The 21177-nt window shown below is 41.3% G+C and carries 17 protein-coding genes and 1 riboswitch; of the genes, 14 read left to right on the top strand and 3 right to left on the bottom strand.

The window, feature by feature from the left end; genetic code table 11:
* Positions 1-15: 15 nt before the first annotated feature.
* Entirely contained in the window at positions 16-1632 is a 1617-nt protein-coding gene (locus LXM54_RS15160) for a lactate permease LctP family transporter (RefSeq protein WP_233316039.1), read from the bottom strand.
* 313 nt (positions 1633-1945) lie between these two features.
* Positions 1946-2047: riboswitch (TPP riboswitch) on the top strand.
* A gap of 108 nt (positions 2048-2155) precedes the next feature.
* Between LXM54_RS15160 and tenA the strand changes: the two genes are divergently transcribed.
* The 5 genes from tenA to treP all read left to right on the top strand — a co-directional run bounded on the left by tenA (position 2156) and on the right by treP (position 7439).
* A complete protein-coding gene (tenA, locus tag LXM54_RS15155) occupies positions 2156-2839 on the top strand; it encodes a thiaminase II (protein WP_233316038.1) in 684 nt (227 codons plus the stop codon).
* Positions 2839-3435 carry an ECF transporter S component gene (locus tag LXM54_RS15150; protein WP_233316037.1) on the top strand — a complete coding sequence of 199 codons (597 nt, stop codon included), beginning with the start codon at positions 2839-2841 and terminating at the stop codon, positions 3433-3435. The genes tenA and LXM54_RS15150 overlap by 1 nt, the downstream gene beginning before the upstream one ends.
* The gene (locus tag LXM54_RS15145; RefSeq protein WP_233316159.1) at positions 3413-5026 is read left to right on the top strand and encodes an ABC transporter ATP-binding protein; all 1614 of its coding nucleotides are present in this window, start codon (positions 3413-3415) and stop codon (positions 5024-5026) included. Before LXM54_RS15150 ends, LXM54_RS15145 begins: the two co-directional genes overlap by 23 nt.
* On the top strand, positions 4992-5723 hold the full coding sequence (locus tag LXM54_RS15140; protein ID WP_233316036.1) for an energy-coupling factor transporter transmembrane component T family protein: 732 nt from the start codon (positions 4992-4994) through the stop codon (positions 5721-5723). The genes LXM54_RS15145 and LXM54_RS15140 overlap by 35 nt, the downstream gene beginning before the upstream one ends.
* Positions 5724-6005: 282 nt before the next feature.
* Positions 6006-7439, top strand: coding sequence for a PTS system trehalose-specific EIIBC component (gene treP / locus LXM54_RS15135; RefSeq protein WP_233316035.1), 1434 nt, complete (start codon positions 6006-6008; stop codon positions 7437-7439).
* Between the two features lie 40 nt (positions 7440-7479).
* Here the strand turns inward: treP and LXM54_RS15130 are convergent, their stop codons facing one another.
* Complete coding sequence (locus LXM54_RS15130; RefSeq protein WP_233316034.1) at positions 7480-8418, bottom strand: Gfo/Idh/MocA family protein; 939 nt, start codon at positions 8416-8418, stop codon at positions 7480-7482.
* 139 nt (positions 8419-8557) lie between these two features.
* Here LXM54_RS15130 and LXM54_RS15125 point away from each other — a divergent pair, with 139 nt between their 5' ends.
* Positions 8558-9889 carry an MATE family efflux transporter gene (locus LXM54_RS15125; RefSeq protein ID WP_233316033.1) on the top strand — a complete coding sequence of 444 codons (1332 nt, stop codon included), beginning with the start codon at positions 8558-8560 and terminating at the stop codon, positions 9887-9889.
* Positions 9890-9944: 55 nt separating this feature from the next.
* Here LXM54_RS15125 and LXM54_RS15120 read toward each other — a convergent pair whose 3' ends face one another.
* A complete protein-coding gene (locus tag LXM54_RS15120) occupies positions 9945-11309 on the bottom strand; it encodes an MATE family efflux transporter (RefSeq protein ID WP_233316032.1) in 1365 nt (454 codons plus the stop codon).
* 333 nt (positions 11310-11642) lie between these two features.
* On the opposite strand from LXM54_RS15120, the gene LXM54_RS15115 reads away from it, so the two are divergent.
* The 8 genes from LXM54_RS15115 to LXM54_RS15080 all read left to right on the top strand — a co-directional run bounded on the left by LXM54_RS15115 (position 11643) and on the right by LXM54_RS15080 (position 21164).
* Positions 11643-12848: an MFS transporter gene (locus tag LXM54_RS15115; protein WP_233316031.1), complete on the top strand. Its 1206-nt coding sequence runs from the start codon at positions 11643-11645 to the stop codon at positions 12846-12848.
* A gap of 475 nt (positions 12849-13323) precedes the next feature.
* Complete coding sequence (locus LXM54_RS15110) at positions 13324-14340, top strand: PTS transporter subunit IIC (protein ID WP_233316030.1); 1017 nt, start codon at positions 13324-13326, stop codon at positions 14338-14340.
* Positions 14341-14404: 64 nt separating this feature from the next.
* Complete coding sequence (locus LXM54_RS15105; RefSeq protein WP_233316029.1) at positions 14405-15919, top strand: PucR family transcriptional regulator; 1515 nt, start codon at positions 14405-14407, stop codon at positions 15917-15919.
* Positions 15920-16055: 136 nt separating this feature from the next.
* Positions 16056-16733: an aspartate/glutamate racemase family protein gene (locus LXM54_RS15100; protein ID WP_233316028.1), complete on the top strand. Its 678-nt coding sequence runs from the start codon at positions 16056-16058 to the stop codon at positions 16731-16733.
* Positions 16734-16781: 48 nt separating this feature from the next.
* Entirely contained in the window at positions 16782-18404 is a 1623-nt protein-coding gene (locus tag LXM54_RS15095; protein ID WP_233316027.1) for an OPT/YSL family transporter, read from the top strand.
* Between the two features lie 10 nt (positions 18405-18414).
* Positions 18415-19470, top strand: a complete 1056-nt coding sequence (locus LXM54_RS15090; protein WP_233316026.1) for a DUF917 domain-containing protein — start codon at positions 18415-18417, stop codon at positions 19468-19470.
* 20 nt (positions 19471-19490) lie between these two features.
* Positions 19491-20435, top strand: coding sequence for a DUF1177 domain-containing protein (locus LXM54_RS15085; RefSeq protein ID WP_233316025.1), 945 nt, complete (start codon positions 19491-19493; stop codon positions 20433-20435).
* 57 nt (positions 20436-20492) lie between these two features.
* A complete protein-coding gene (locus tag LXM54_RS15080; RefSeq protein WP_233316024.1) occupies positions 20493-21164 on the top strand; it encodes an AroM family protein in 672 nt (223 codons plus the stop codon).
* The last annotated feature ends 13 nt before the right edge of the window (positions 21165-21177 follow it).

The raw sequence follows: 21177 nt of genomic DNA, 5'->3' as shown, positions 1-21177 counted from the left end.
TAGATGATTAATATTTTAAAATAGTATCCAACTGACTAATCCAACTAACACTAGCAGACAAATGCTGTATTTAATGGTTACTTTAAACAAGTCGCTGTCTCTGCCTGCCAATCCTACTGCCGCTGCTGCTACAGCGATTGATTGTGGAGATATCATTTTGGCCATTGTGCCGCCAATGACATTGACTGCAACCATTGTTTCAGGTGCAATGCCAATTTGAGTGGCTGTGACAGCTTGCAGTGGTGCAAATAAGGAACCACTGTTAACAACAGACCCTGTAAGGAAAACACCTAACCAACCTAATAATGGTGCAAATAATGGGAAGATATCCCCTGTTGATGCAAAGGCAAGACCGAGTGTAGAAGACATGCCAGAATAGGTGCATATATAGGCAAATCCAAGCACACTGCAAATAGTCAGTACAGGTGCTAACAGCTCTTTTGCTGTTTCTTTCGTTGTTTCCATAAGCAGTTTTTTTCGGCATTTAAACAATATGCTCGCAACAATGATTGTAATGACAATTGCTGTTGTTGTAGATGAAAACAAATCCAGTTTAAAGATCGCTGCATATGGGGTTGCTTCTGGCACAATTGGTGCCAGTTTTATCACATTGTTATTCAGGAATGGAATTGGCAGCTGAAGCACTAATTTTTCCAATGGCCCGCCTGAAATAAATAAGTTCTTGAAAAAAGATAAGTTGAACAAAGTAACAATAATAGTTAAAAAGATAAATGGCAGCCAAGCATAGGCAATAGTAGATAATGAGTACTTCACCGTACTATCAGCTTTTTCCTTCTGATTAACACGGTAAATCTCCTTAGGCTGCCATTTTTGCAGAAAGAGAGCTAGTGTCACAAGGCTGACGATGGCTGCAAATATATTGGCTAACTCTGCTCCGATAAAGTACAGCACCAAAGCTTGAGTAATGGCGAAGGACAAACCAGATACGAGCACTGCCGGGTATGTTTGTCTAATACCTTTCCAGCCGTCGATGATAAACACGAGCAAAAATGCAACGAATAGGGCGAGAATCGGAATAATGATGGCGGTATACCTGCCGACTGAAAGTCCATCCAGTCCTGTGAGGAGTGATGGAACGGTTACAGGTATTCCCATTGCTCCATATGCACCGCCTGCAATGTTGGCAATCAAGCAAAGACTTGCCGCATAAATTGGACTGAAGCCCAGCCCTACTAATATGGCAGCGGTTATCGCGACAGGTGCGCCAAAACCAGCTGCTCCTTCTAGGAAGGCTCCAAATGAGAAGGCTACAATCAAAACCTGCAAGCGTTGATCTGATGTAATAAAGGATATGCTATTTTCGATAATGGCAAACTTACCAGTTTTGACAGTAATCTTGTAAAGGAAGATGGCGGCAAAGACGATGGAAGCAACTGGCCAAATTCCTGCAAGTGCACCGTATAATGCTGACATAAGTGCTAAAACAAAAGGCATTTTATATATGAGAACAGCCACAATTCCTGCAGCGATAATACTCAATGCTCCTGCGATATATCCCTTTAACTTAAATAAAGTCAACATGAGGATGAAAAATAGTATCGGTATTGCAGCGATGATAGCTGAGATCCATAAGTTATTCATTGGATCATAGACTTGGTTCCAAGGTGTCATGTTTTTTCAGCTCCTCTTAAATAAAAGATTTAATTTACAATGTCATTATAAAACATACTTTGTGAAATATATCACATAATTTTTGTCTATTTTGTGAAAGTGAAGTGTAAAACGCTTACTATGCTGTTTGATGTTCACCTGTTTGTAACATTTTCATGAGATTTCGAAATGAAAACAATGTCTATAGTTTTATCCAAATGCTGTTTTTTTATATGCTTTTTTATGAAAGGAGAAAAGAAGGGAGTTCTGATTTTTTCGAATATTTTATTGACAGTATTTAGCTGTTTATGTAAAGTATAGGTAAATTAATAGGAAAATCCACTAGGGGAGCCAATCGAGGCTGAGACAAGAAGTTCTTGGACCCTTTGAACCTGATCTAGTTCGTACTAGCGTAGGAAAGTGGAGTTGGTATCTATTCGGTTATTTTTATTTGACTTTTATAGGCCGCTCCATTTTTGGAGTGGCCTTTTTATATTCAAGTTCACTCTTATTTTCCTATTAAACAAAAAGGAGGAGAATAGTGATGAGTTTTTCTAAGCAGTTGCGTCAAGAAGCAGATCCAATTTTCGAGGCTATTTTTGAACATCCCTTTGTCAGAGGTATTGCCAATGGAGATTTGAAAAAGGAACAGCTAATTCATTATGTAAAGCAGGATTTTGAATACTTGAATTCCTTCATGCAGATTTATGGAACAGCTATTTCTAAATGTGAAAATAGGGAGGATATGCAAATGTTCAATGAGCAGATTTCCTTTGTGCTCCATAGTGAAATCCACCCTCATAATAATTTTTGTGAAGTGGCTGGAGTTACGTATGAACAGTTGCAAGGTTTCCCCCTTTCTCCAAGTGCGCACCATTATATTCGCCATATGCTCACGGTTGCCCAAACAGGAGGAATTGCGGATATTCTCGCGGTACTGCTGCCATGTCCGTGGACATATGCAGAGATAGGCAAGAGGCTGCTTGAAGAGGTGAAGCCAGACCGAAGCCATCCCTTCTATGATTGGATCGTCTTCTACGGTGGTGGTTCAATGGGAATTACAAGCACCTTTTGCGAACGTCTTGATGAATTAGCAGAAAGCCTGAATGAACACTATAAGCAAAAGTTGCTAGAGTACTTCTTAATAAGCTGCCATATGGAATATAAGTTTTGGGAGATGGCTTATACGCTTGAGGACTGGCCTGTGAAAATGGAGGTAAAAGCATAGTGAACTGGAAGATTAAAGAGGTAGTGCTGATGGTTGTCCTGTCCGTTGCGTGCGGGGTGTTATATTTAGGCTGGTCTAGTCTTTACTTGCCGATTTCTGCACTAGTTGGCCCAGTTGGTTCTAACTTTATGTTTGGAATATGGGTGATAGCAAGCCCGATTGTCGCATATATCATTCAGAAACCTGGAGCAGCTTTCATCTCAGAGGTTGCAGCTGCCGCCGTTGAGCTTCTTACTGGCAGCCACTTTGGATTATCAGCATTGCTGATTGGTGTCTTTCAAGGGCTTGGTGCAGAGGCCGCTTTTGCACTGTTCCGCTACCGAAAATACCATGTTTCCGTATTGATGCTCTCCGGTGCATTTGCAGCAGTAGGGAGTATGCTGTACAGCATCATCGCCAATGGATTTGGCTATTATACATCAGGTACATTGCTGCTTACATTAATCATTCAAGTTATTAGCGGCATGCTGCTTGGTGGACTGCTTGCTAAAGTTATCGTCGATTCCTTATTTGCAACAGGTGCGCTTGACCAGTTTTCAATAAATAAACAAAAAGCTTCAAAGGAAGATAATGATGAGTTCATTATTAGGATGTAAAAATCTATCTGTTCAGTTTTATGGTCAAAATCAGCCTGTTCTTAAAAATATTACCTTACAGTTCCACCCTGGTGAAACAGTCTTAATTGTTGGGCCAAGTGGTTGCGGGAAGTCAACATTGCTTGCTGTCCTCGCAGGCATCATTCCAGAACACCAAGAAGCAAAAATGAAGGGGGAAGTGACTAGAAAGAACCGTGTCGGGATTCTGTTTCAAGATCCTGATACGCAGTTCTGTATGCAGCATGTGGATGATGAAATAGCCTTTAGTCTCGAGAATAAAAGGGTCCCCAAGGAAGAGATGACAGCTAAGATCAAGGAGCTGCTGAAGATAGTCGGACTTGAGGTTGAGCTTGATACAAGGATTGATGCATTGTCAGGTGGGATGAAGCAGCGCCTTGCCTTAGCTTGTGTTCTAGCAATGGAACCAGAAGTGTTATTTTTAGATGAGCCTACCGCCCAGCTCGACCCTGTTAGCAGAAGAGAAATATTCGCCGTCTTAAAGCAAATCTCAGAACGAAAAAAACAGACGTTGATTATGGTAGAGCATGTGTTGGATGGCTGTATCGAATGGGCAGACCGTATTATTTTGTTAAATAAAGAGGGGAAGGTAATGGGTGATGCCAATCCTAACAGCGCTTTATGTGAATTTGAAAGTGTAATAGAGGAAGCTGGGATCTGGAGCCCAGAATTGTATCCATATGATTGGGATGAGATCATTAATGACAGTCACCATCCATTAAGCAAACAATTAAAGGAAAGATATCGGCAAAGAAAAGCAAACAAAGTCCAAGTAGAGCGGAGCACCCTTTTGGAGGTGCAAAATCTATCTGTTTCCTATGAGAGCAAGGAAATTCTTCATAATCTAAACTTCCGGTTTGGAAAAGGCGAGTGGATCTCGATTATTGGAAAGAACGGAAGCGGAAAAAGCAGCCTGTTGAAGGTGCTGGCTAAATTGAAAAGAAGAAACAAGGGCAATATCCTCTTTAAAGAACTGGAGTTAAAAAATTGGAAGGAGAGTCAGCTTTATCAGCATATTGGCTTTGTCTTCCAAAATCCAGAGTGGCAGTTCATCACTCAAACTGTTTATGAGGAAACTGCCTTTTCAGGAGAACAGCAGAAGTGGCATAAAGAGATGATTGAAACAAAAACTTTGGCGCTTCTGGAGGAGTTTGGTCTTTTACAGCATAAGGACGTTAATCCATTCAACTTAAGCTTTGGTCAAAAAAGAAGGTTGAGTGTTGCAACAATGCTGTTGCTAAATCAGGATATTCTTTTCCTTGACGAACCTACCTTTGGACAAGATAAAAGAACAACAGAGAAGCTGTTAAAAATGCTGAAGAACAGGCAGGAGCAAGGAACAACGATTGTAATGGCAACCCATGATATGAATCTTGTTGACCAATATTCTGACAGAGTCCTGTTTTTTAAGGAGGGTGCTCTTGCATTTGACGGCCATCCTTTCCTGTTATTTTCCAATCCTCAGCAGCTAAACGAAACGGCAATCATCCCGCCTTTGCACTATGCCTACATAGAAGCAGTAAAGGAGGAGTTACCTAATGGAGGGCAATCAGTCTTATCTGTCTCATATTAATCCAAGTGTAAAGCTGATAGCCCATCTTGCTGTTATGTTTTTGCTGATGATGATAAGCGAACCAGGTAAAACATTATTAATATGGACGGCATTTTTATTTCTAGGCATGATAGGTGGGGGCTGGACAATCAAGTATTTACTGAAAGTGATGCCTCCTTACTTTGTTTTTTTTGTACTAACCTTTTGGATGCTTGCAGCGTTTGGAAAAGGAGAAACTGAAATATGGCAATGGGCATGGTTTAGAATAACAGCGGAAAGTGCAAGCAATGGCCTTACCATTGCAACGAGAATGCTAGCATTCGTGACTATAGGGTTGCTTTTCACCTCTACCACATGTATCCATCCATTTATGATGAGTCTTGTACATCAGCTTAAAGTTCCGCCAAAATGGGCATACGGATTTATGGCAGGCTTTCGTTGCATACCATTGTTCCAAAAGGAGCTTGCCCACTTAAAGGAAGCGCACCGAATAAGAGGCTGCAGGCATAATGGCAGCTGGCAATCATTTAAAAGATATGCAGTTCCACTCCTTACAAATGCTGTTCGAAAGTCAGAACGAATGGCCCTTGCAATGGAGGTAAGAGGTTTTACAGGTGACAGAGACAGAAGCTATTACAAAAAGACAATCGTTACAAAAAAGGATTATTACTATGCCAGCTTGCTTGTAGGCAGCGCAGTTTTCATTTTAATTTTTTAAACAGAAGGGTAAGGGCTTTTTGCTCCTTATCCTTTTATTTATTGAAGAAAATCCAGATCAAATTTTAGTGTTCCGATACATGGGTATATTAAGGAATATTCTGCCGTTTATCACTATAAAAATGGAAATAAAATCTAATGAAAAAAGAATTGACACAACATGTATATACAACATATAATTGAAAGCGTAAACAGTTTACTTGTATATACATGTTTATGTAATCGCAATCATATTAGTATAGATAGAAACAACTTTTGTTTACGGAAAAAAGGAGGAAGAACTATGAGCAAGTATACAGAACCAGCGAAACAGCTCCTTGAACATGTCGGTGGAAGCGATAACATTTCTGTTGTTACTCATTGCGCGACAAGAATGAGATTTGTATTAAAAGAACCATCAAAGGCAGATGTTAAAAAGGTAGAGGAAATCGGCTTAGTTAAAGGTACTTTTACTCAAGCAGGACAATTCCAGGTTATTATCGGAAATGAAGTATCGTCTTTTTATAATGACTTTATTAGCATTGCAGGTGTAAGTGATACGTCAAAGGATGATGCAAAGCAAGCAGCGAAGCAAAATATGAATTTCCTGCAACGAATGATTGCACACTTGGCAGATATCTTTACACCGTTAATTCCAGCAATCGTTGTTGGGGGGTTAATTTTAGGATTCCGAAACATCATCGGTGAAATCAAAATGGTTGATGGTGGTACAAAAACATTGGTGGAAGTATCCCAATTTTGGGCAGGAACAAACGATTTTCTTTGGTTAATTGGCGAAGCGATATTTCACTTCCTCCCAGTTGGTATAACATGGGCAGTTACTCGGAAAATGGGTGCGACGCAAATATTGGGAATTGTACTAGGTATTACACTTGTTTCACCACAGCTGCTTAATGCTTACGCTGTGGCAAGCACACAAGAAATTCCATTCTGGGATTTTGGCTTTGCTCATGTTGACAAGATTGGTTATCAAGCACAAGTGCTACCGGCAATATTTGCAGGACTGCTGTTCTCCTTCTTGGAGCTGCGTTTGCGCAAAGTCATACCTAATGCAATCAGCATGATTGTTGTGCCATTTTTAGCATTAGTTCCGACAGTTCTTATTGCGCATACTGTGTTGGGCCCTATCGGCTGGCAAATAGGTTCATTTATTTCAGATGTTGTTTACTCAGGTTTAACATCTTCATTAGGCTGGCTGTTTGCTGCAGTATTTGGCTTTGCATATGCGCCGCTTGTTATTACAGGCTTGCATCATATGACCAATGCAATTGACTTGCAGCTTATGAGTGAATTTAACGGCACAAACCTGTGGCCAATGATTGCTTTATCAAACATCGCTCAAGGTTCTGCTGTATTGGCAATGATCTATATTAACCGCAAGGATGAAAGAGAAAAGCAAGTCTCTATTCCAGCAACTATCTCTTGTTATTTAGGAGTTACAGAACCGGCAATGTTCGGTATTAACTTGAAATACGGCTTCCCATTCTTAGCAGCTATGATTGGCTCTATGATTGCAGGTGTGATTTCAGTTGGTTCCCATGTTATGGCGAATTCCATTGGTGTCGGCGGACTTCCAGGCATTCTGTCCATCCAGCCGCAGCATATGGTAGCATTTGCAATCGCAATGGTTGTTGCAATCGTCGTTCCATTCGTATTGACTATCATCTTTGCAAAAGCAAATATGGGCAAAGTATCTTTGAAAAAATTCAGAGCATAAACAATAAAAAGCAGCTGAGCTTCAGCTGCTTTTTGCTGTTTTAGTTTCGCAAACTTTCAAGTACAACTTGAGCTTGATACCCATCATAAAAGTCTGGCAGATCTGCCTCCTTATGATGAAGAGCATTAACCAATTCGTTCATTAGTGAGGAAACTGGTGTGCTTTCATCAAGCTTTTCAAAGTCGCATCCCTGCTTTGCTCCATAGAGCTCAGACCAATCCTCCAGCGCGAGTGTTCCTTCTGTGCCATATGCAGTAAATTTCACCACTTCTTTTCCTGCTGTTTGGCTCATTCCGTTAATAAAGACAGGTGTTCCGTCTTCCAGCTCGAGGACAGCGAGAATGCTGTTTTCTGAAAGATTTTCGTCTTCCGGAAAGGAAACGTTGCGATGGACCAATTGAACGGGTCCGAAAATCTTTTGGATTTGCTGAATCCAATGGACGCCAACCTCCAGCACAAATCCGCCTTGTTCTCTGCTTCCAACCCAATTATTTTGCTGCCATGCTCGCGGCCATTGGGGGAAATGCATTTTTAGCTCTAGGCGGCGCAATTTGCCGATATAGCCTTCTTTAATATAAGAAGCAAATGTTGCATTGCCAGAGCTGTAATTAAGGGGAAAGTTCATTGCATGGATAATGCCCGCATCAGCCGCTTGTTTATATAAGCTCTCCGCTTCCTCTACAGAATTAGCTAAAGGTTTTTCGCAAAGTATATGCTTTTGCTCAAGCACACAATCTGTAACGATTTGATGGTGGAATTTAGGCGGAACTGCGACATAAACTAAGTCTATATCTGCGTTTTTAAGCATTTCTTTATAATCAGTAAAGCCTTTTGCCTTTCCAATTGCAGCAACAGTGCTGTTTAGCAGCTCCTCTAATGGATCACAAACAGCGGTAATTTCCATCTCTGGATGCTCTGTAAAGCTTTTGATAAGCCGCTGCCCAATTGCTCCTAAACCGATAATTCCTACTTTAAACATGTTCATCTCTCCTAATTAGTTGGACTAATAATAGTTTATCAGTTTTTTGATTATTCTGGCATAACTTGAAAAAATATTTCAATAGGGAAAAACTAGAGTGATATAATATTGAAAAAAAAGGCTAGGAAGGAGCAGTGTTGTGACACATCGATATTTTTTATCACTGGCATTGCCGTTAATCTTTGCGACGATAACTGTTCCATTGCTTGGTGCTGTTGATACGGCTGTTGTCGGACAGCTGCCAGATCCAGCATATATTGGCGGAGTCGCTGTGGGCACCGTTATTTTTAACACCATTTATTGGCTGTTTGGTTTCCTTAGGGTCAGCACATCAGGATTTGCCTCCCAAGCGTTAGGTGCAGGGGATGATGTGCAAAGCTCAATGGCCTTTTTTCGGCCTGTCTGCATTGCTCTTATTGTCGGTATAGCAATTATCTTACTTCAAGAGCCGATTTTTAAGCTGTCTGTTGCATTTTTAGGAATTCAAGGAAATGTAAAGGAAGTAAGCTCATTATACTTCCATATTAGAATTTGGGCAGCGCCTTTTGCATTAATGAACTACGCTGTTTTAGGCTGGTTATTAGGAATGGAGCAAATTAAAGCAACGGTGCTCATTCAATTACTGATGAACATTCTTAATATCGTTTTGGCAGTTGTACTTGTCCTGTTTTTTAATTTTGGAGTGGCAGGTGTTGCCATTGCCGCATTATGTGCAGAAGTATTTGCGTTCCTATTAGGTATCATACTTTTAATTAGCAGCGGCAAAATGAAGAACAGCCTGAACAGGAAGGAACTGCTTGGTCATCTTTATGACCGGGAGCCATTGCAAAAAATGATGCTAGTTAACCGTGATTTGTTTATCAGAACGGTTTGTCTGCTGGCAGTCTTTAATATATTTACTGCCAAAGGTGCTGTGTATGGTGAAGAAATTTTAGCTGCTAATGCTATCCTCATTCAAATACATTACATAATGGCTTATTTTTATGATGGGCTTGCCAATGCTGCCAGCATTTTGACAGGAAAAGCAGTAGGGCAAAAGAACAGCCAGCTGTATAAGGCAACCGTCAAGAAATCGTATTTCTGGTCATTTGCCTTTTCGGCTGCAATCAGTCTGACATTTTTGCTGAGCAAGGATGCGGTCATCCCGTTATTTACAGTAGTAGAAGAGGTTGTTGCCATTGCAAAGCAGTATGATGTATGGCTTGTGCTTTTCCCCCTTGCCTCAAGCATAGGCTTAGTCTTTTATGGAATTTTTGCAGGTGCCTCAGAAGCTGGGCTGGTTAGAAATAGTATGCTTGGCTCTGTTGCAGTATTTTTACTCATCCTCTTCCCGTCAACGCTCTTCTGGGGTAATCACGGATTATGGCTTTCCTTCATTGTTTTCAGTCTGTTCCGCTCCATCCTTTTAATTCTTTATATGCCAGCTTTAACGAGGAGGCTGAAATTCTTAAACAGGGAAAAGGCTGCCTAGAAGAGAGCTCAAAGAAAAACACCGCTTCTTAGTGTAAGAAGCGGTGTTTTTTATGTTAAATATGGCCTTTGGCAGTGTTTTTAACTCGAACTCGCTCCCATGGCCTTGACAGCCAGCGTTTGCAGGCGAAGATTCCTCTGAACCACTCATCCATACCTTGGGCAAGCCAAACGCCGAGTAATCCTAAGCCGAAGGTTATACCAAGAGTATAGCTTAGCGTAACGGCAATTCCCCACATAGAGACCATGCCGATGATGACAGGGAAACGAACGTCTCCGGCAGACTTTAAGGAGCTCATCAGTACAATATTCATAGCTCTTCCCGGCTCGGTAAATACGACAGCCCATAAGATTGGCAGACCGATAGCTATGATCTGATAATCATCTGTAAACAGCTCTAATATTGGCGAACCAATCATTGCCATAGCAACAGCAGCTGTAAGGGATGCTACCATAGCAATTCTTAATGTTTTTATGCCCCGTTTCAATGCACGGTCATATTGCTTTCCGCCAATATATCTTGCTACAAGAAGCTGTGTTCCTTCTGCAATAGCGACAGTGAACAAGTAACAAAGCATGGAAATATTGGTTATATACACTCTTGCTGCCAAGGAAGCATCACCTAAAGAAGCAACAATTGCTGTAATTACTAACTGGGAAAACTGATAAGACAAGTTTTCACCTGCGGAAGGAATGCCGATATAGAGCATTTCCCTAACATCCTGTTTATTGACCTTAATAATATCCTGTACTTTAAATGTCAAAGCGATTCTGCGGTAAACGATATAGAGCAAAACCACAACGGCAAATGCACGTGCAATTACAATCGTCCATGACACCCCAACTACTCCTGTAATTGGCAAACCGAATAATCCAAATATGCTCATTGCATATCCTATAACACTGATGACATTCATCATAATACTGACAATCATTGATTCTTTCGTAAAACCGTGGCTGCGCAATACTGCGCTTAGTGCAAGTGAAAGAGATTCTAAGAAGAGGGAAGCACCACAGATGCGGATAAAAATAAGCCCGTAATTTAAAACTTCTCCTTGTATATCAAATAATCGTAACAAAGGCTCACCGAAGACTAAAACGAGGATAGCAACAATCACTCCGAACCAGACGTTGAGGCCGACTGCTGATCTGGCGAATTGTCTTGCCTGACTTAATTGATTAGCTCCTAGTCTTTGCCCGATTAAAATCATGGCTGCGATGGAAGTGACGTTGAAAACAAGGATGAATATCCCGAGTAACTGGTTAGCCACTCCGACCCCTGAAGCTGCATTGTCTGAATAATGGCTGAGCATAAGTGTGGCGATAACCCCCATCCCCATATGCAATGCAAGTTCGATAAACAGAGGCCAAGAAATGTTAAAAAGTGACTGTTCCTGCATTTTATTAGATGTAACGTTCAAACTTTATATCCCCTTTACATTTAAAGATTATTGGCAAATATAAGAACCATTTTATGCTTATTTATTAGAAAGTAAAGAGGAAAACATCAATTTTTTCTGGAAAATTTTACACTGTTTTGCATAGAGTAATAGGTTTGTTCTTATTCAAGAAATAATGCGTTTTCATTATGTTTTTTAGCTATTTTTCTTAAATATTCTGATATTTACAAACTGATTTTTGTGTTAGTCAATAAAAATGTAATGATTACTGTCAAGACACGTGTTAATATAATACTTGGTTATCATAAATCGCTTATAGATGGAAAAACTATAGAAAAGTTGTAGGAGGATTGTATGAAAAAAGAAATATCAAATAAAAAGCTGCTGGGAATAGCAGGCCTTGGCTGGCTGTTCGACGCAATGGATGTCGGTATGTTATCGTTCATCATTGCTGCTCTGCAAGTAGACTGGGGTTTGTCCGTTAAAGAGATGGGATGGATAGGAAGCATTAATTCCATCGGAATGGCAGTAGGTGCATTCTTGTTCGGCATTATGGCAGATAGAGTCGGCAGAAAAAATGTCTTTATTATAACGCTATTACTGTTCTCTATCGGCAGCGGAATATCTGCATTTACAACCTCGCTTTGGATGTTCCTTATCCTGCGGTTCTTAATTGGTATGGGATTGGGAGGAGAGCTCCCTGTGGCATCAACACTTGTCTCAGAAAGTGTGCCTAATGAAAAACGGGGGCGAGTTGTTGTTCTGCTAGAAAGCTTTTGGGCATTTGGCTGGCTGATTGCAGCAGTCATCTCCTATTTTATTATTCCGAACTTTGATAATGGCTGGAGAATTGCACTGTTGATCAGTGTTCTGCCTGCAATTTATGCTTTATATTTAAGGTTGAAGCTGCCTGACTCACCGAAATACTTGAAGGTAGAGCAAACAAAAAGGCTGACAGCTTGGGAAAGCATCAAAACAGTCTGGTCAAAAGATAATGCTAAAAACACAGCAATGCTGTGGGTACTGTGGTTTTGTGTTGTCTTTTCCTATTATGGGATGTTCCTTTGGCTGCCAAGTGTGATGGTGCTTAAAGGCTTCAGCTTAATTAAAAGCTTCGAATATGTTCTGATTATGACATTAGCACAGCTTCCAGGATATGCACTTGCAGCATACTTAATTGAAAAGGTAGGCAGAAAGTTTGTACTCGTTGTGTTCCTAATCGGTACGGCAATCAGTGCTTATATGTTCGGAACAGCAGAAAGCACAGCCTTGCTGATGACTTCTGGAATATTACTTTCCTTCTTTAATCTTGGAGCATGGGGAGCATTATATGCCTACACACCTGAGCAATATAAGACAAATGTCCGCGGAACAGGAGCGGGAATGGCAGCTTCCTTTGGGCGAATTGGGGGAGTACTCGGCCCATTGCTAGTTCCATATCTTGTAGCACAAAATATTTCAATCGCCGGTATATTTACGATTTTCTGTATTGCAGTCCTTGTAGGAGCAGCAGCTGTATTCTTTTTTGGAAGAGAAACGAAGAATACAGACATTGCTTAGAAAGAATAGGGTAAATTCCCTATTCTTTTTTTATTTTAAAAAAACTGCAATTGTGAAATAAATATAGCGTTATTCCTGCGTATAGCAAAAAAAATATCTTAAAAAACAACAATATAGAAAAAAATGAGCTGGAAATCTTCCATATTGGTTAAAAATGAGAACGCTTTAATATATTCAGAAATAAAATAATTATTTACATTTTCAGAATATTGGTGATATTATTGCTTCACAATAACTTGTTTTAGGAGGAGAATATCATGAAAGCAAATGCAATCTTAACTTCATCACTCATTATTATTCTCATACTCAGCACGTAGGATTAAATGAACCCCCCATTACTATTATAGGGAATCGTTTAGTCCAGTTTTTGTTGTATCAAACAAGGGCGCTAAACGTGATGTACGAATGGTGCCTATCCGGAATCTGCGGACAGGCTTTTTTATTGGAGAAAATTAAAACAAGGGAGTAGAGAGAGATGAATAAAAAAACTTTTATGGATGGTTTATATAAAGCATCAGCAGGAATGTCAAATGCCGTGTTGGTTACATTAGGACTTGGCTTGCTGCTTGAATCAATCGGAAAAGCGCTAGGGTGGGATACTCTTACCCACATCGGCTCTGTAGCTAAAGTGCTATTGGCACCTGCCTTCGGGGCGGGAATTGCCTATCAGCTTGGCGGTAATACATTAGTGATTTTTAGCGCGATGGTCTGCAGTACAATTGGAGGGAATGCACTGCATGCCACAGAGTCAGGCATGGTCCTTGTTACAGGGCAGCCAATCAGTGCCGTTCTTGCTGCAGTAGTGGCAACAATTGTTGGTAAAAAAATTGTCGGCAAAACTATTTTGGATATGATTGCTATTCCAGCAGGTGCTATTCTAGTTGGTGGATTTGCGGGTGTTGGCTTGGCTTATGTTACAACACCGCTATTAGAGTGGATCAGTGCTGAAATTACTTCTTCTGTGCAAGGTTCACCATTAGTTGCATCAATGGTTATTTCATTAGTTTGGAGTATTTTGTTAATGACACCGGCTTCGTCGGCAGCCCTGGCAATTGCCTTGCAGATGGATCCAGTTTCAAGTGCTGCTGCACTTATTGGCTGTACCGTTCAATTTGTTGGATTTACGGCAATGTCTCTACGTCAAAACGATATGGGTGGCTTCTTGGCACAGTCGATCATCACACCAAAGGTGCAGTTCCCGAATATTGTGAAAAATCCGTTGCTGATCATTCCGCCATTTGTAGCAGCCGTTATTTGTGCACCAATCGCTACATTAGGCTTTGGCTTTACAGCAACTTATGAATTAGCAGGACTTGGCTTGAATTCTTTAATTGCTCCAATCAGCATTTTGGCAACACAAGGTGCGAGCGGATTCTTAACATATATGGCATTAGGAGTTGTTCTTCCAATTGCCATTACACTGCCTTTATACTATGTTGTTTTAAGAGTCGGCTGGGCAAAAACAGGCGACTTAGCAATGAAGGTACAATAATAAATTAAAAAAAGGGCTTTCGGATGAAACGAAGGCTCTTTTTTTCATAGGGGTGAAGCAACGCATGAATCCATCTGGCATTACATTAGAAGAGTTGTTAATGCTTCCAGTTTTAAGGGAAGCAAGTGTAATAAGTGGAAAGGAGGGGCTCTGCCGTGTTGTTCAATTTATCGATATTATGGAAGTGCCTGATATTGACGGTTGGTTAAGGGAAGGAGAACTGCTGTTGACCACAGCTTATTCTTTAAGAGATGATCTCTCAAAGCTGCCAAAGGTTGTCGAAATGCTTGCAAAGGCAAATGCTGCTGCACTTGCTATAAAGCCAGAAAGATATTTACATGAAATGCCGCAGGAAATGATTGATTTAAGCAATCAGCATCAGCTGCCCATCATTCAGCTTCCGCCAGGAATTCCCTATATTGATATTACTAATGCTGTCATGGAACAGATTCTGAACAAGCAGGCTTCATTGCTCAGAAGATCGGAGGAAATTTATAAAAAGCTGACAACATTAGTTTTAGAAAACAGCGGAATCCAAGTGGTTGCCGATAATGTCTCGCAAATGCTGAATGCGCCAATCTCTCTGCTCGACAAGCATGGCAATATGATTGTTTCTTCCAACTCTATTACAAGCGAAACATCTGCAAATATGAGCTACTGGGATATTACAGTAGATAAGGAGCATGTGGGAACATTCATACTTCAAAAAGAATCCCTTGATGAAATGGAAATGGTATGTGTAGAGCAGGCCAGACTTGTGTTCTCATTAGAACTGATGAGAAGAAAAACAGCCGTTGATACTGAAAATAGACTAAGAGGAAGCTTTATGGAGGAGCTTATAGCAGGAATTTACTTACCGCAGGATGAGGTAGTCACAAAAAGCAGACAGTTTGGGCTAAATCCAGATGCTATGTGGCAGGTGGTTGTCTTTGAACTGCAAGGGCTGTTAGAGGAAGATGCAGGCATGCTAGTTCAGCTGCAGACTTCTTTAAAAGAGCTGGAAGGGTTACAAGGTATTAAAATATACAGTCTCTTCCAAGGAAATAGGCTTGTAATAATCCAGTCGAGCAGTTCAAATTCACTTTGGAGGCCTGAGCACTGGTCTAAGCAGCTAGAGCCGTTTACAAAGAGATATAAAGGACTTCAAGTAGGAATAGGTGGCTATTCCTTGCTATGGGATATTCATTTGAGCTACCAAGAGGCAAGAAACGCAGTCAAGATAGGGAGAAGCTTAAATAACGATCAGCAGCTTCATAACTTTGATGATGTGGAGCTATTTAAATTGCTGTTAGACAGCACAGAATATATTAATTTTGATGCTGTCATCGAAAGAAAGATTGGCAAACTATTATCATATGACAGAGAGACGGGCAGTGAGCTTGTGAAGACATTATTTTATTACTTATCAACAAATGGCAGTTTGTTAGAAACAGGTGAACAATTATTTATCCACCGAAACTCTGTCAAATACCGAATAGATAAGGTAAAGGAAATGTCTGGATTAAAACTAGAATCTTTCTATGAAAAGTTTTCATGCTATCTTTGTATATATTTCCATTTATTTCGAATTTCTAGGTGAAATTCCTGCTCATTGTGCCCAGAGCACAATGGGCTTTTTTATTTTTTGTATTTTCGGGACATTGTTTGCAATTTATATAATCGGTAAGATAGACACATTAACAAATTTTAGAAAATTAAATCAATAGGAGGAAATTATGATTGGAGTTATCCGGGTTTTCACCGCAAAGGATCCTGAAGTAGTTAACAGCCATGGAAATAAAATCAATTCTTTATATGGAATTCCTGTCATAAACAGATGTATTCCGGATCAGCCACAAGGTATTCATGATGCTGCCACAGAATTAGCAGCGGTGCCGAAGATAGTGGCATTAGGAATCGAAATGGAGGAAGAAGGCGCAGAGCTGATTGTAATAAGCTGTGCAGCAGATCCAGGTATAAAGGAGCTGCGTGAGGCTGTTTCGATTCCTGTCATCGGTGCAGGCAGTGCGGCTGCTTTGACTGCACTGGCAATAGGAAAGCCTGTAGGAATCATCGGTATAACAGAGAAGCCTCCGATTGTGATGGAAGAAATCCTCGGTGAAAAGCTAGTAGCCTACTTGGTGCCGGAGGGTGTTGCGAATACAAAGGATCTAATGAAACCAGAGGGGAAGGAGAAGGGGAGACAAGCAGTCCTAACCCTGCTGGAGCAGGGAGCAGAAACAATCGTCTTTGCTTGTACTGGCTTCACAACCATTGGTCTTGCAGATATGTTGCGGAAGGATATGAATATTCCGATTATCGATGCAGTAGAGGCGGAGGGCTTAATTTCCGCATATATAGTGAACTCCTCCTGTAATAGAAGTGGTCAAGGTGGATTAGGCGTCCTTCTCTAGATAATATAGTAAAAATCAACTTACAACTTTGTAATGGAGGGCCATTAAATGAAACAATTCAAAGAAGAAAAAAAGCATCCACGGCTGTTTGAGCCATTTTCGTTAATTTTAACAACTATCACAGCAGTATTCGGAGCCATTATTGGGATGCAGATTATCGTCTCACTTGGAGTAACGCCTAATACATCGATTATCGGTGCTCTTGTCGCTATGCTGATAGCTAGAATACCAGTAACAATCCTGTCGAGATACAAGTCAGTGCATCGGCAAAACCTTATTCAAACATCTATTTCCTCCGCAACCTTTGGGGCAGCCAACAGTTTGTTGATTCCAATCGGTATACCTTTTTTAATAGGTGCTCCTGATCTTATTATACCGATGTTAATAGGCGCAGCGCTGGCAATGTTTGTAGATGCTGCGATTCTGTATAAACTGTTTGATTCAAAGCTTTTCCCAGCATCAGGAACTTGGGCGCCGGGTGTTGCCACAGCACAAGCAATTGTTGCAGGTGATAAAGGGGGGAAACGGGCTGGTCTGCTTGGAGTCGGCGCCGTAATTGGCATAGTCGGCTCCATACTGCATATTCCAATGTCCGCTTTTGGTGTAGCGTTTATCGGAAATATTTGGGCGCTGTCCGTATTTGGGATTGGCTTGCTGTTCCGCCAATATTCTATCCCAGTGTTTGGCGTCGATGTGAATGCATTATATATTCCCCATGGCATTATGATTGGCGCCGGTATTGTAGCGCTTGTGCAAGTTTCTATATTGATTTTCAGAAAAGAAGGCAAGGAAAGCAGAAAAGGAAGAAAAGAGATTGCTGCCGCAGTAGACAAGCCAGAGGCCGAGACTTTTACTACTCCTATTAAAACAGCTCAGAAAACGTTAGGTTTTGGCTTTCTTGCCTACCTCGTCATTGCATTAATTCTGGCCCTTGTTGGAGGTCTCATGACACAGATGTCATTAGGCATGCTCCTTGCTTTTCTCTTGTTTGCTGCCTTTGCTGCATTCGTACATGAGCTTATTGTCGGGATTGCCGCCATGCATTCTGGCTGGTTCCCAGCATTTGCTGTAGCCTTCATTACCCTATTGTTAGGGATGATGATCGGTTTTCCACCGCTTGCCTTAGCTCTTCTTGCCGGGTTTAGTGCAGCCACAGGTCCAGCATTCGCCGACCTTGGCTATGACTTCAAAACAGGCTATATCCTGCGTGGAAAAGGAGAGAATCCTGAGTATGAGGTGGACGGAAGAAAGCAGCAATATATGACGTCGCTTCTGGCTTTTGGGATTGCTTTATTGACTGTTTTGTTCACATATAAAGGCTACTTTGCTAACAATCTTGTACCGCCAATCGATGCTGTTTATGTTTCTACCATTCAAGCAGGCACATCGACAGACGTTGCAAAACAGCTCTTAATATGGGCAATACCAGGAGCATTGCTCCAATTAATTGGCGGACCGACCCGCCAAATCGGCATCATGTTTGCAACAGGATTGCTTATATTGACACCTTATGCCGGTATCGCTGTTCTTGCAGGTATTATTATTCGACTGCTGTGGGTCAAGAAAAAAGGAAAAGAAGCAGAAACACCAATGAGCATATTGGCAGCCGGATTTATAGCTGGTGATGCCTTGTACAGCTTCTTTAATTCCGTATTCAAATTAGGGAAGTGAGGAATATAAATTGGCTATTAAATTAGATGAGTATACAGTAGAGCATGCCGTTTATGGAGGAGCAGTCCTTGGCGGAGGCGGAGGGGGCAAAATTGCAGACGGACTTCAAATCGGCCGGCTTGCCCTTGAAATCGGTCATCCGATTTTAAAGACAGCAGAGGAAATGGAAGATGAGGACCTGCTTGTGACTGTTTCCCTTGTCGGGGCACCTGCAGCAAAGGAACAATATGTGAAACCGATGCATTATATCAAGGCTATTGATTTACTTTCACAGGCAATGAACGAGCCAATTCGCGGAATTATCACAAATGAAAATGGCGCGAGCACAACTGTTAATGGCTGGTTTCAATCAGCCGTAACTGGTTTGCCTGTTGTGGACATTCCTTGTAACGGAAGAGCTCACCCGACAGGAATAATGGGATCTCTTAATTTATCTGAACAAGCCGGATTTATTTCTCATCAGGCTGCTGTCGGCGGAAGAGGCGAGCGCTTCCTGGAACTCTCCATCTCAAGCTCTTTAGATATAGCAGCTAGTACTGTGCGGCAACTGTCAGTGGAAGCAGGCGGTTTAGTGGCTGTAGCCCGCAATCCAGTTCCAGTTGCTTATGCAAAGAAACATGGAGCAAGCGGTGCGATTCAGCAGGCAATCCAAGTGGGAGAAGCGCTTTGCTCTCACAAAGGAGAAGCCGCTATTGACAGCGTAGTCGCTTTGCTTGGCGGAAAGGTCATCGCTGAAGGGACAGTTACTGATTTTGTGCTGGAAACAACAGGCGGCTTTGATGTTGGCACGGTGACGATAAATAAGGATTGGAGCATGAGCTTTTGGAATGAATATATGACGATTGAAAAGGATGGAATCCGCTACGGAACATTTCCAGATTTAATTATGACACTTGATGCTAAAACTGGCCGGCCGGTTGTTACGGCAGAGGTGGAAAAAGGGCAGAACTTAGCTGTGATTATTGTTCCAAAGGAAAAACTGATTTTAAGCAGCACAATGAGAAATCATTCATTGATGTGTCCAATCGAAAAAATAATCGGCAAGCAAATTATTAATTATCTATAAAAATTACTGGAGGGATTACAATGGCGCTTAAACAAACACTGAAGGCAATTGATTTACTGGATAATGCTTATGTAACGGGAGAGACAGCTGCTGAGCTATTTAAGGAGTATCCTAACATAGAGGTAAAAGTTGAAACTGTCAAAGGCGAAAAAGGCAGCACGGATTTTATTAAGGTGACAATACCAGGTTCTGACGGCAAACTTGCGGGAGGAAGTGCTCCGACTGTTGGTATCATTGGAAGATTAGGGGGAATAGGAGCACGGCCAAGCAGAATTGGCCTTGTATCAGATGCTGATGGTGCTGTCGCTGCGATTGCTGCTGCACTTAAATTAGCTGAGATGCAGGCAAAGGGCGACACCCTTGTAGGAGACGTTATTATCACAACACATATTTGTCCAAATGCGCCGACAAGACCTCATGAGCCAGTGGACTTCATGGATTCACCAGTCGATATCTTGACGATGAACAAACATGAAGTTGTTCCTGAAATGGATTGTATTCTGTCTATTGATACAACTAAAGGAAATCGCGTGATTAATCATAAAGGCATCGCCATTTCACCAACAGTTAAAGAGGGCTACATACTGCGGGTTAGTGAGGACTTGCTGCGGATAAAAGAAATGACCACTGGAAAATTTCCTGTTACATTTCCAGTAACCTCGCAAGATATAACTCCTTATGGGAACGATCTGTATCATATAAACTCGATTCTTCAGCCTGCTGTTGCAACAAGTGCCCCTGTTGTAGGCTTGGCAATCACCGCTCAATCCATTGTCCCAGGGTGCGGTACAGGCGCAAGCCATGAAACAGATATAGCAGATGCTGTCCGCTTTGCAATTGAAGTGGCAATAGAGACAACGAACGGAACTTGTGAATTCTACAGCGCGTCTGAATTCAGCCGTATCACAGAATTGTATGGTTCAATGCAGATTTTACAGACGATGGGCAAAACAGCTGCTGTTTAAATACTAACTTAAAGAGGAAGTTTGCTTCCTCTCATTTTATTAGAGGGGAGACTAATCATGAAAAAACTAGGTATGATCACAATTGGTCAGGCGCCAAGAATGGATGTTGCTCCTATTATCCAAAAGCATATTAAGGAAACAGCCGAATTAGTCCAGGTGGGAGTATTGGATGGTCTTACTAAAGAGCAAATAGAAGTTGATTTTTATCCAGAAAAAGGGGAATATGTGCTGACATCAAGGCTTACAAACGGCGAATCTGTCATCATGTCAAGAGAGAAGATAAAGCCGATTTTACAGGATAAAATTAATTACTTAGAAAGAATAGGAATAACGCAAATTTTGCTTTTATGTACAGGTGTCTTTCCTGGATTAACGACGAAAAAAGCCTATCTAATTGAACCAGATCATATCATTCCGCCTACAATACATGGACTGACAGGGAAACGCAAGCTTGGTGTGATTGTTCCTCTTGAGCAGCAAAAGGAAACTTCCTTTCCTAAGTATTCACCGTTTGGAATGAACCCAGTGTTTCAAGTGGCAACTCCTTATGAAAATGACCTAACTGAATTCCACAAAGCAGCTGCAATGCTGAAGGAAGAAGCAGATCTTATTTTACTTGACTGCATGGGCTACACAGAAAATTTAAGACGAGAAGCAGAAAAGATTACCGGCAAGCCTGTCATACTGTCTAATGCATTGATCGCCAAGCTTGTTTCCGAAATGATATAAGGAAAGAGGGAGG

Source organism: Bacillus sp. Au-Bac7, assembly GCF_021341655.1.
In the GTDB taxonomy this organism is placed as follows: Bacteria; Bacillota; Bacilli; order Bacillales; family Cytobacillaceae; genus Niallia.
Note: the sequence above shows the minus strand (reverse complement) of the source record. Positions and strands in the feature narration are given on the sequence as shown.

Bases quoted from the DNA above. Each gene is read 5' to 3' on its own strand.
- LXM54_RS15095 (WP_233316027.1), top strand. From the start codon at position 16,782: ATGAAACAATTCAAAGAAGAAAAAAAGCATCCACGGCTGTTTGAGCCA.
- LXM54_RS15145 (WP_233316159.1), top strand. From the start codon at position 3,413: ATGAGTTCATTATTAGGATGTAAAAATCTATCTGTTCAGTTTTATGGT.
- LXM54_RS15105 (WP_233316029.1), top strand. From the start codon at position 14,405: ATGAATCCATCTGGCATTACATTAGAAGAGTTGTTAATGCTTCCAGTT.
- tenA (WP_233316038.1), top strand. From the start codon at position 2,156: ATGAGTTTTTCTAAGCAGTTGCGTCAAGAAGCAGATCCAATTTTCGAG.
- LXM54_RS15110 (WP_233316030.1), top strand. From the start codon at position 13,324: ATGAATAAAAAAACTTTTATGGATGGTTTATATAAAGCATCAGCAGGA.
- LXM54_RS15100 (WP_233316028.1), top strand. From the start codon at position 16,056: ATGATTGGAGTTATCCGGGTTTTCACCGCAAAGGATCCTGAAGTAGTT.
- treP (WP_233316035.1), top strand. From the start codon at position 6,006: ATGAGCAAGTATACAGAACCAGCGAAACAGCTCCTTGAACATGTCGGT.
- LXM54_RS15115 (WP_233316031.1), top strand. From the start codon at position 11,643: ATGAAAAAAGAAATATCAAATAAAAAGCTGCTGGGAATAGCAGGCCTT.
- LXM54_RS15130 (WP_233316034.1), bottom strand. From the start codon at position 8,418: ATGTTTAAAGTAGGAATTATCGGTTTAGGAGCAATTGGGCAGCGGCTT.
- LXM54_RS15160 (WP_233316039.1), bottom strand. From the start codon at position 1,632: ATGACACCTTGGAACCAAGTCTATGATCCAATGAATAACTTATGGATC.
- LXM54_RS15080 (WP_233316024.1), top strand. From the start codon at position 20,493: ATGAAAAAACTAGGTATGATCACAATTGGTCAGGCGCCAAGAATGGAT.
- LXM54_RS15085 (WP_233316025.1), top strand. From the start codon at position 19,491: ATGGCGCTTAAACAAACACTGAAGGCAATTGATTTACTGGATAATGCT.
- LXM54_RS15140 (WP_233316036.1), top strand. From the start codon at position 4,992: ATGGAGGGCAATCAGTCTTATCTGTCTCATATTAATCCAAGTGTAAAG.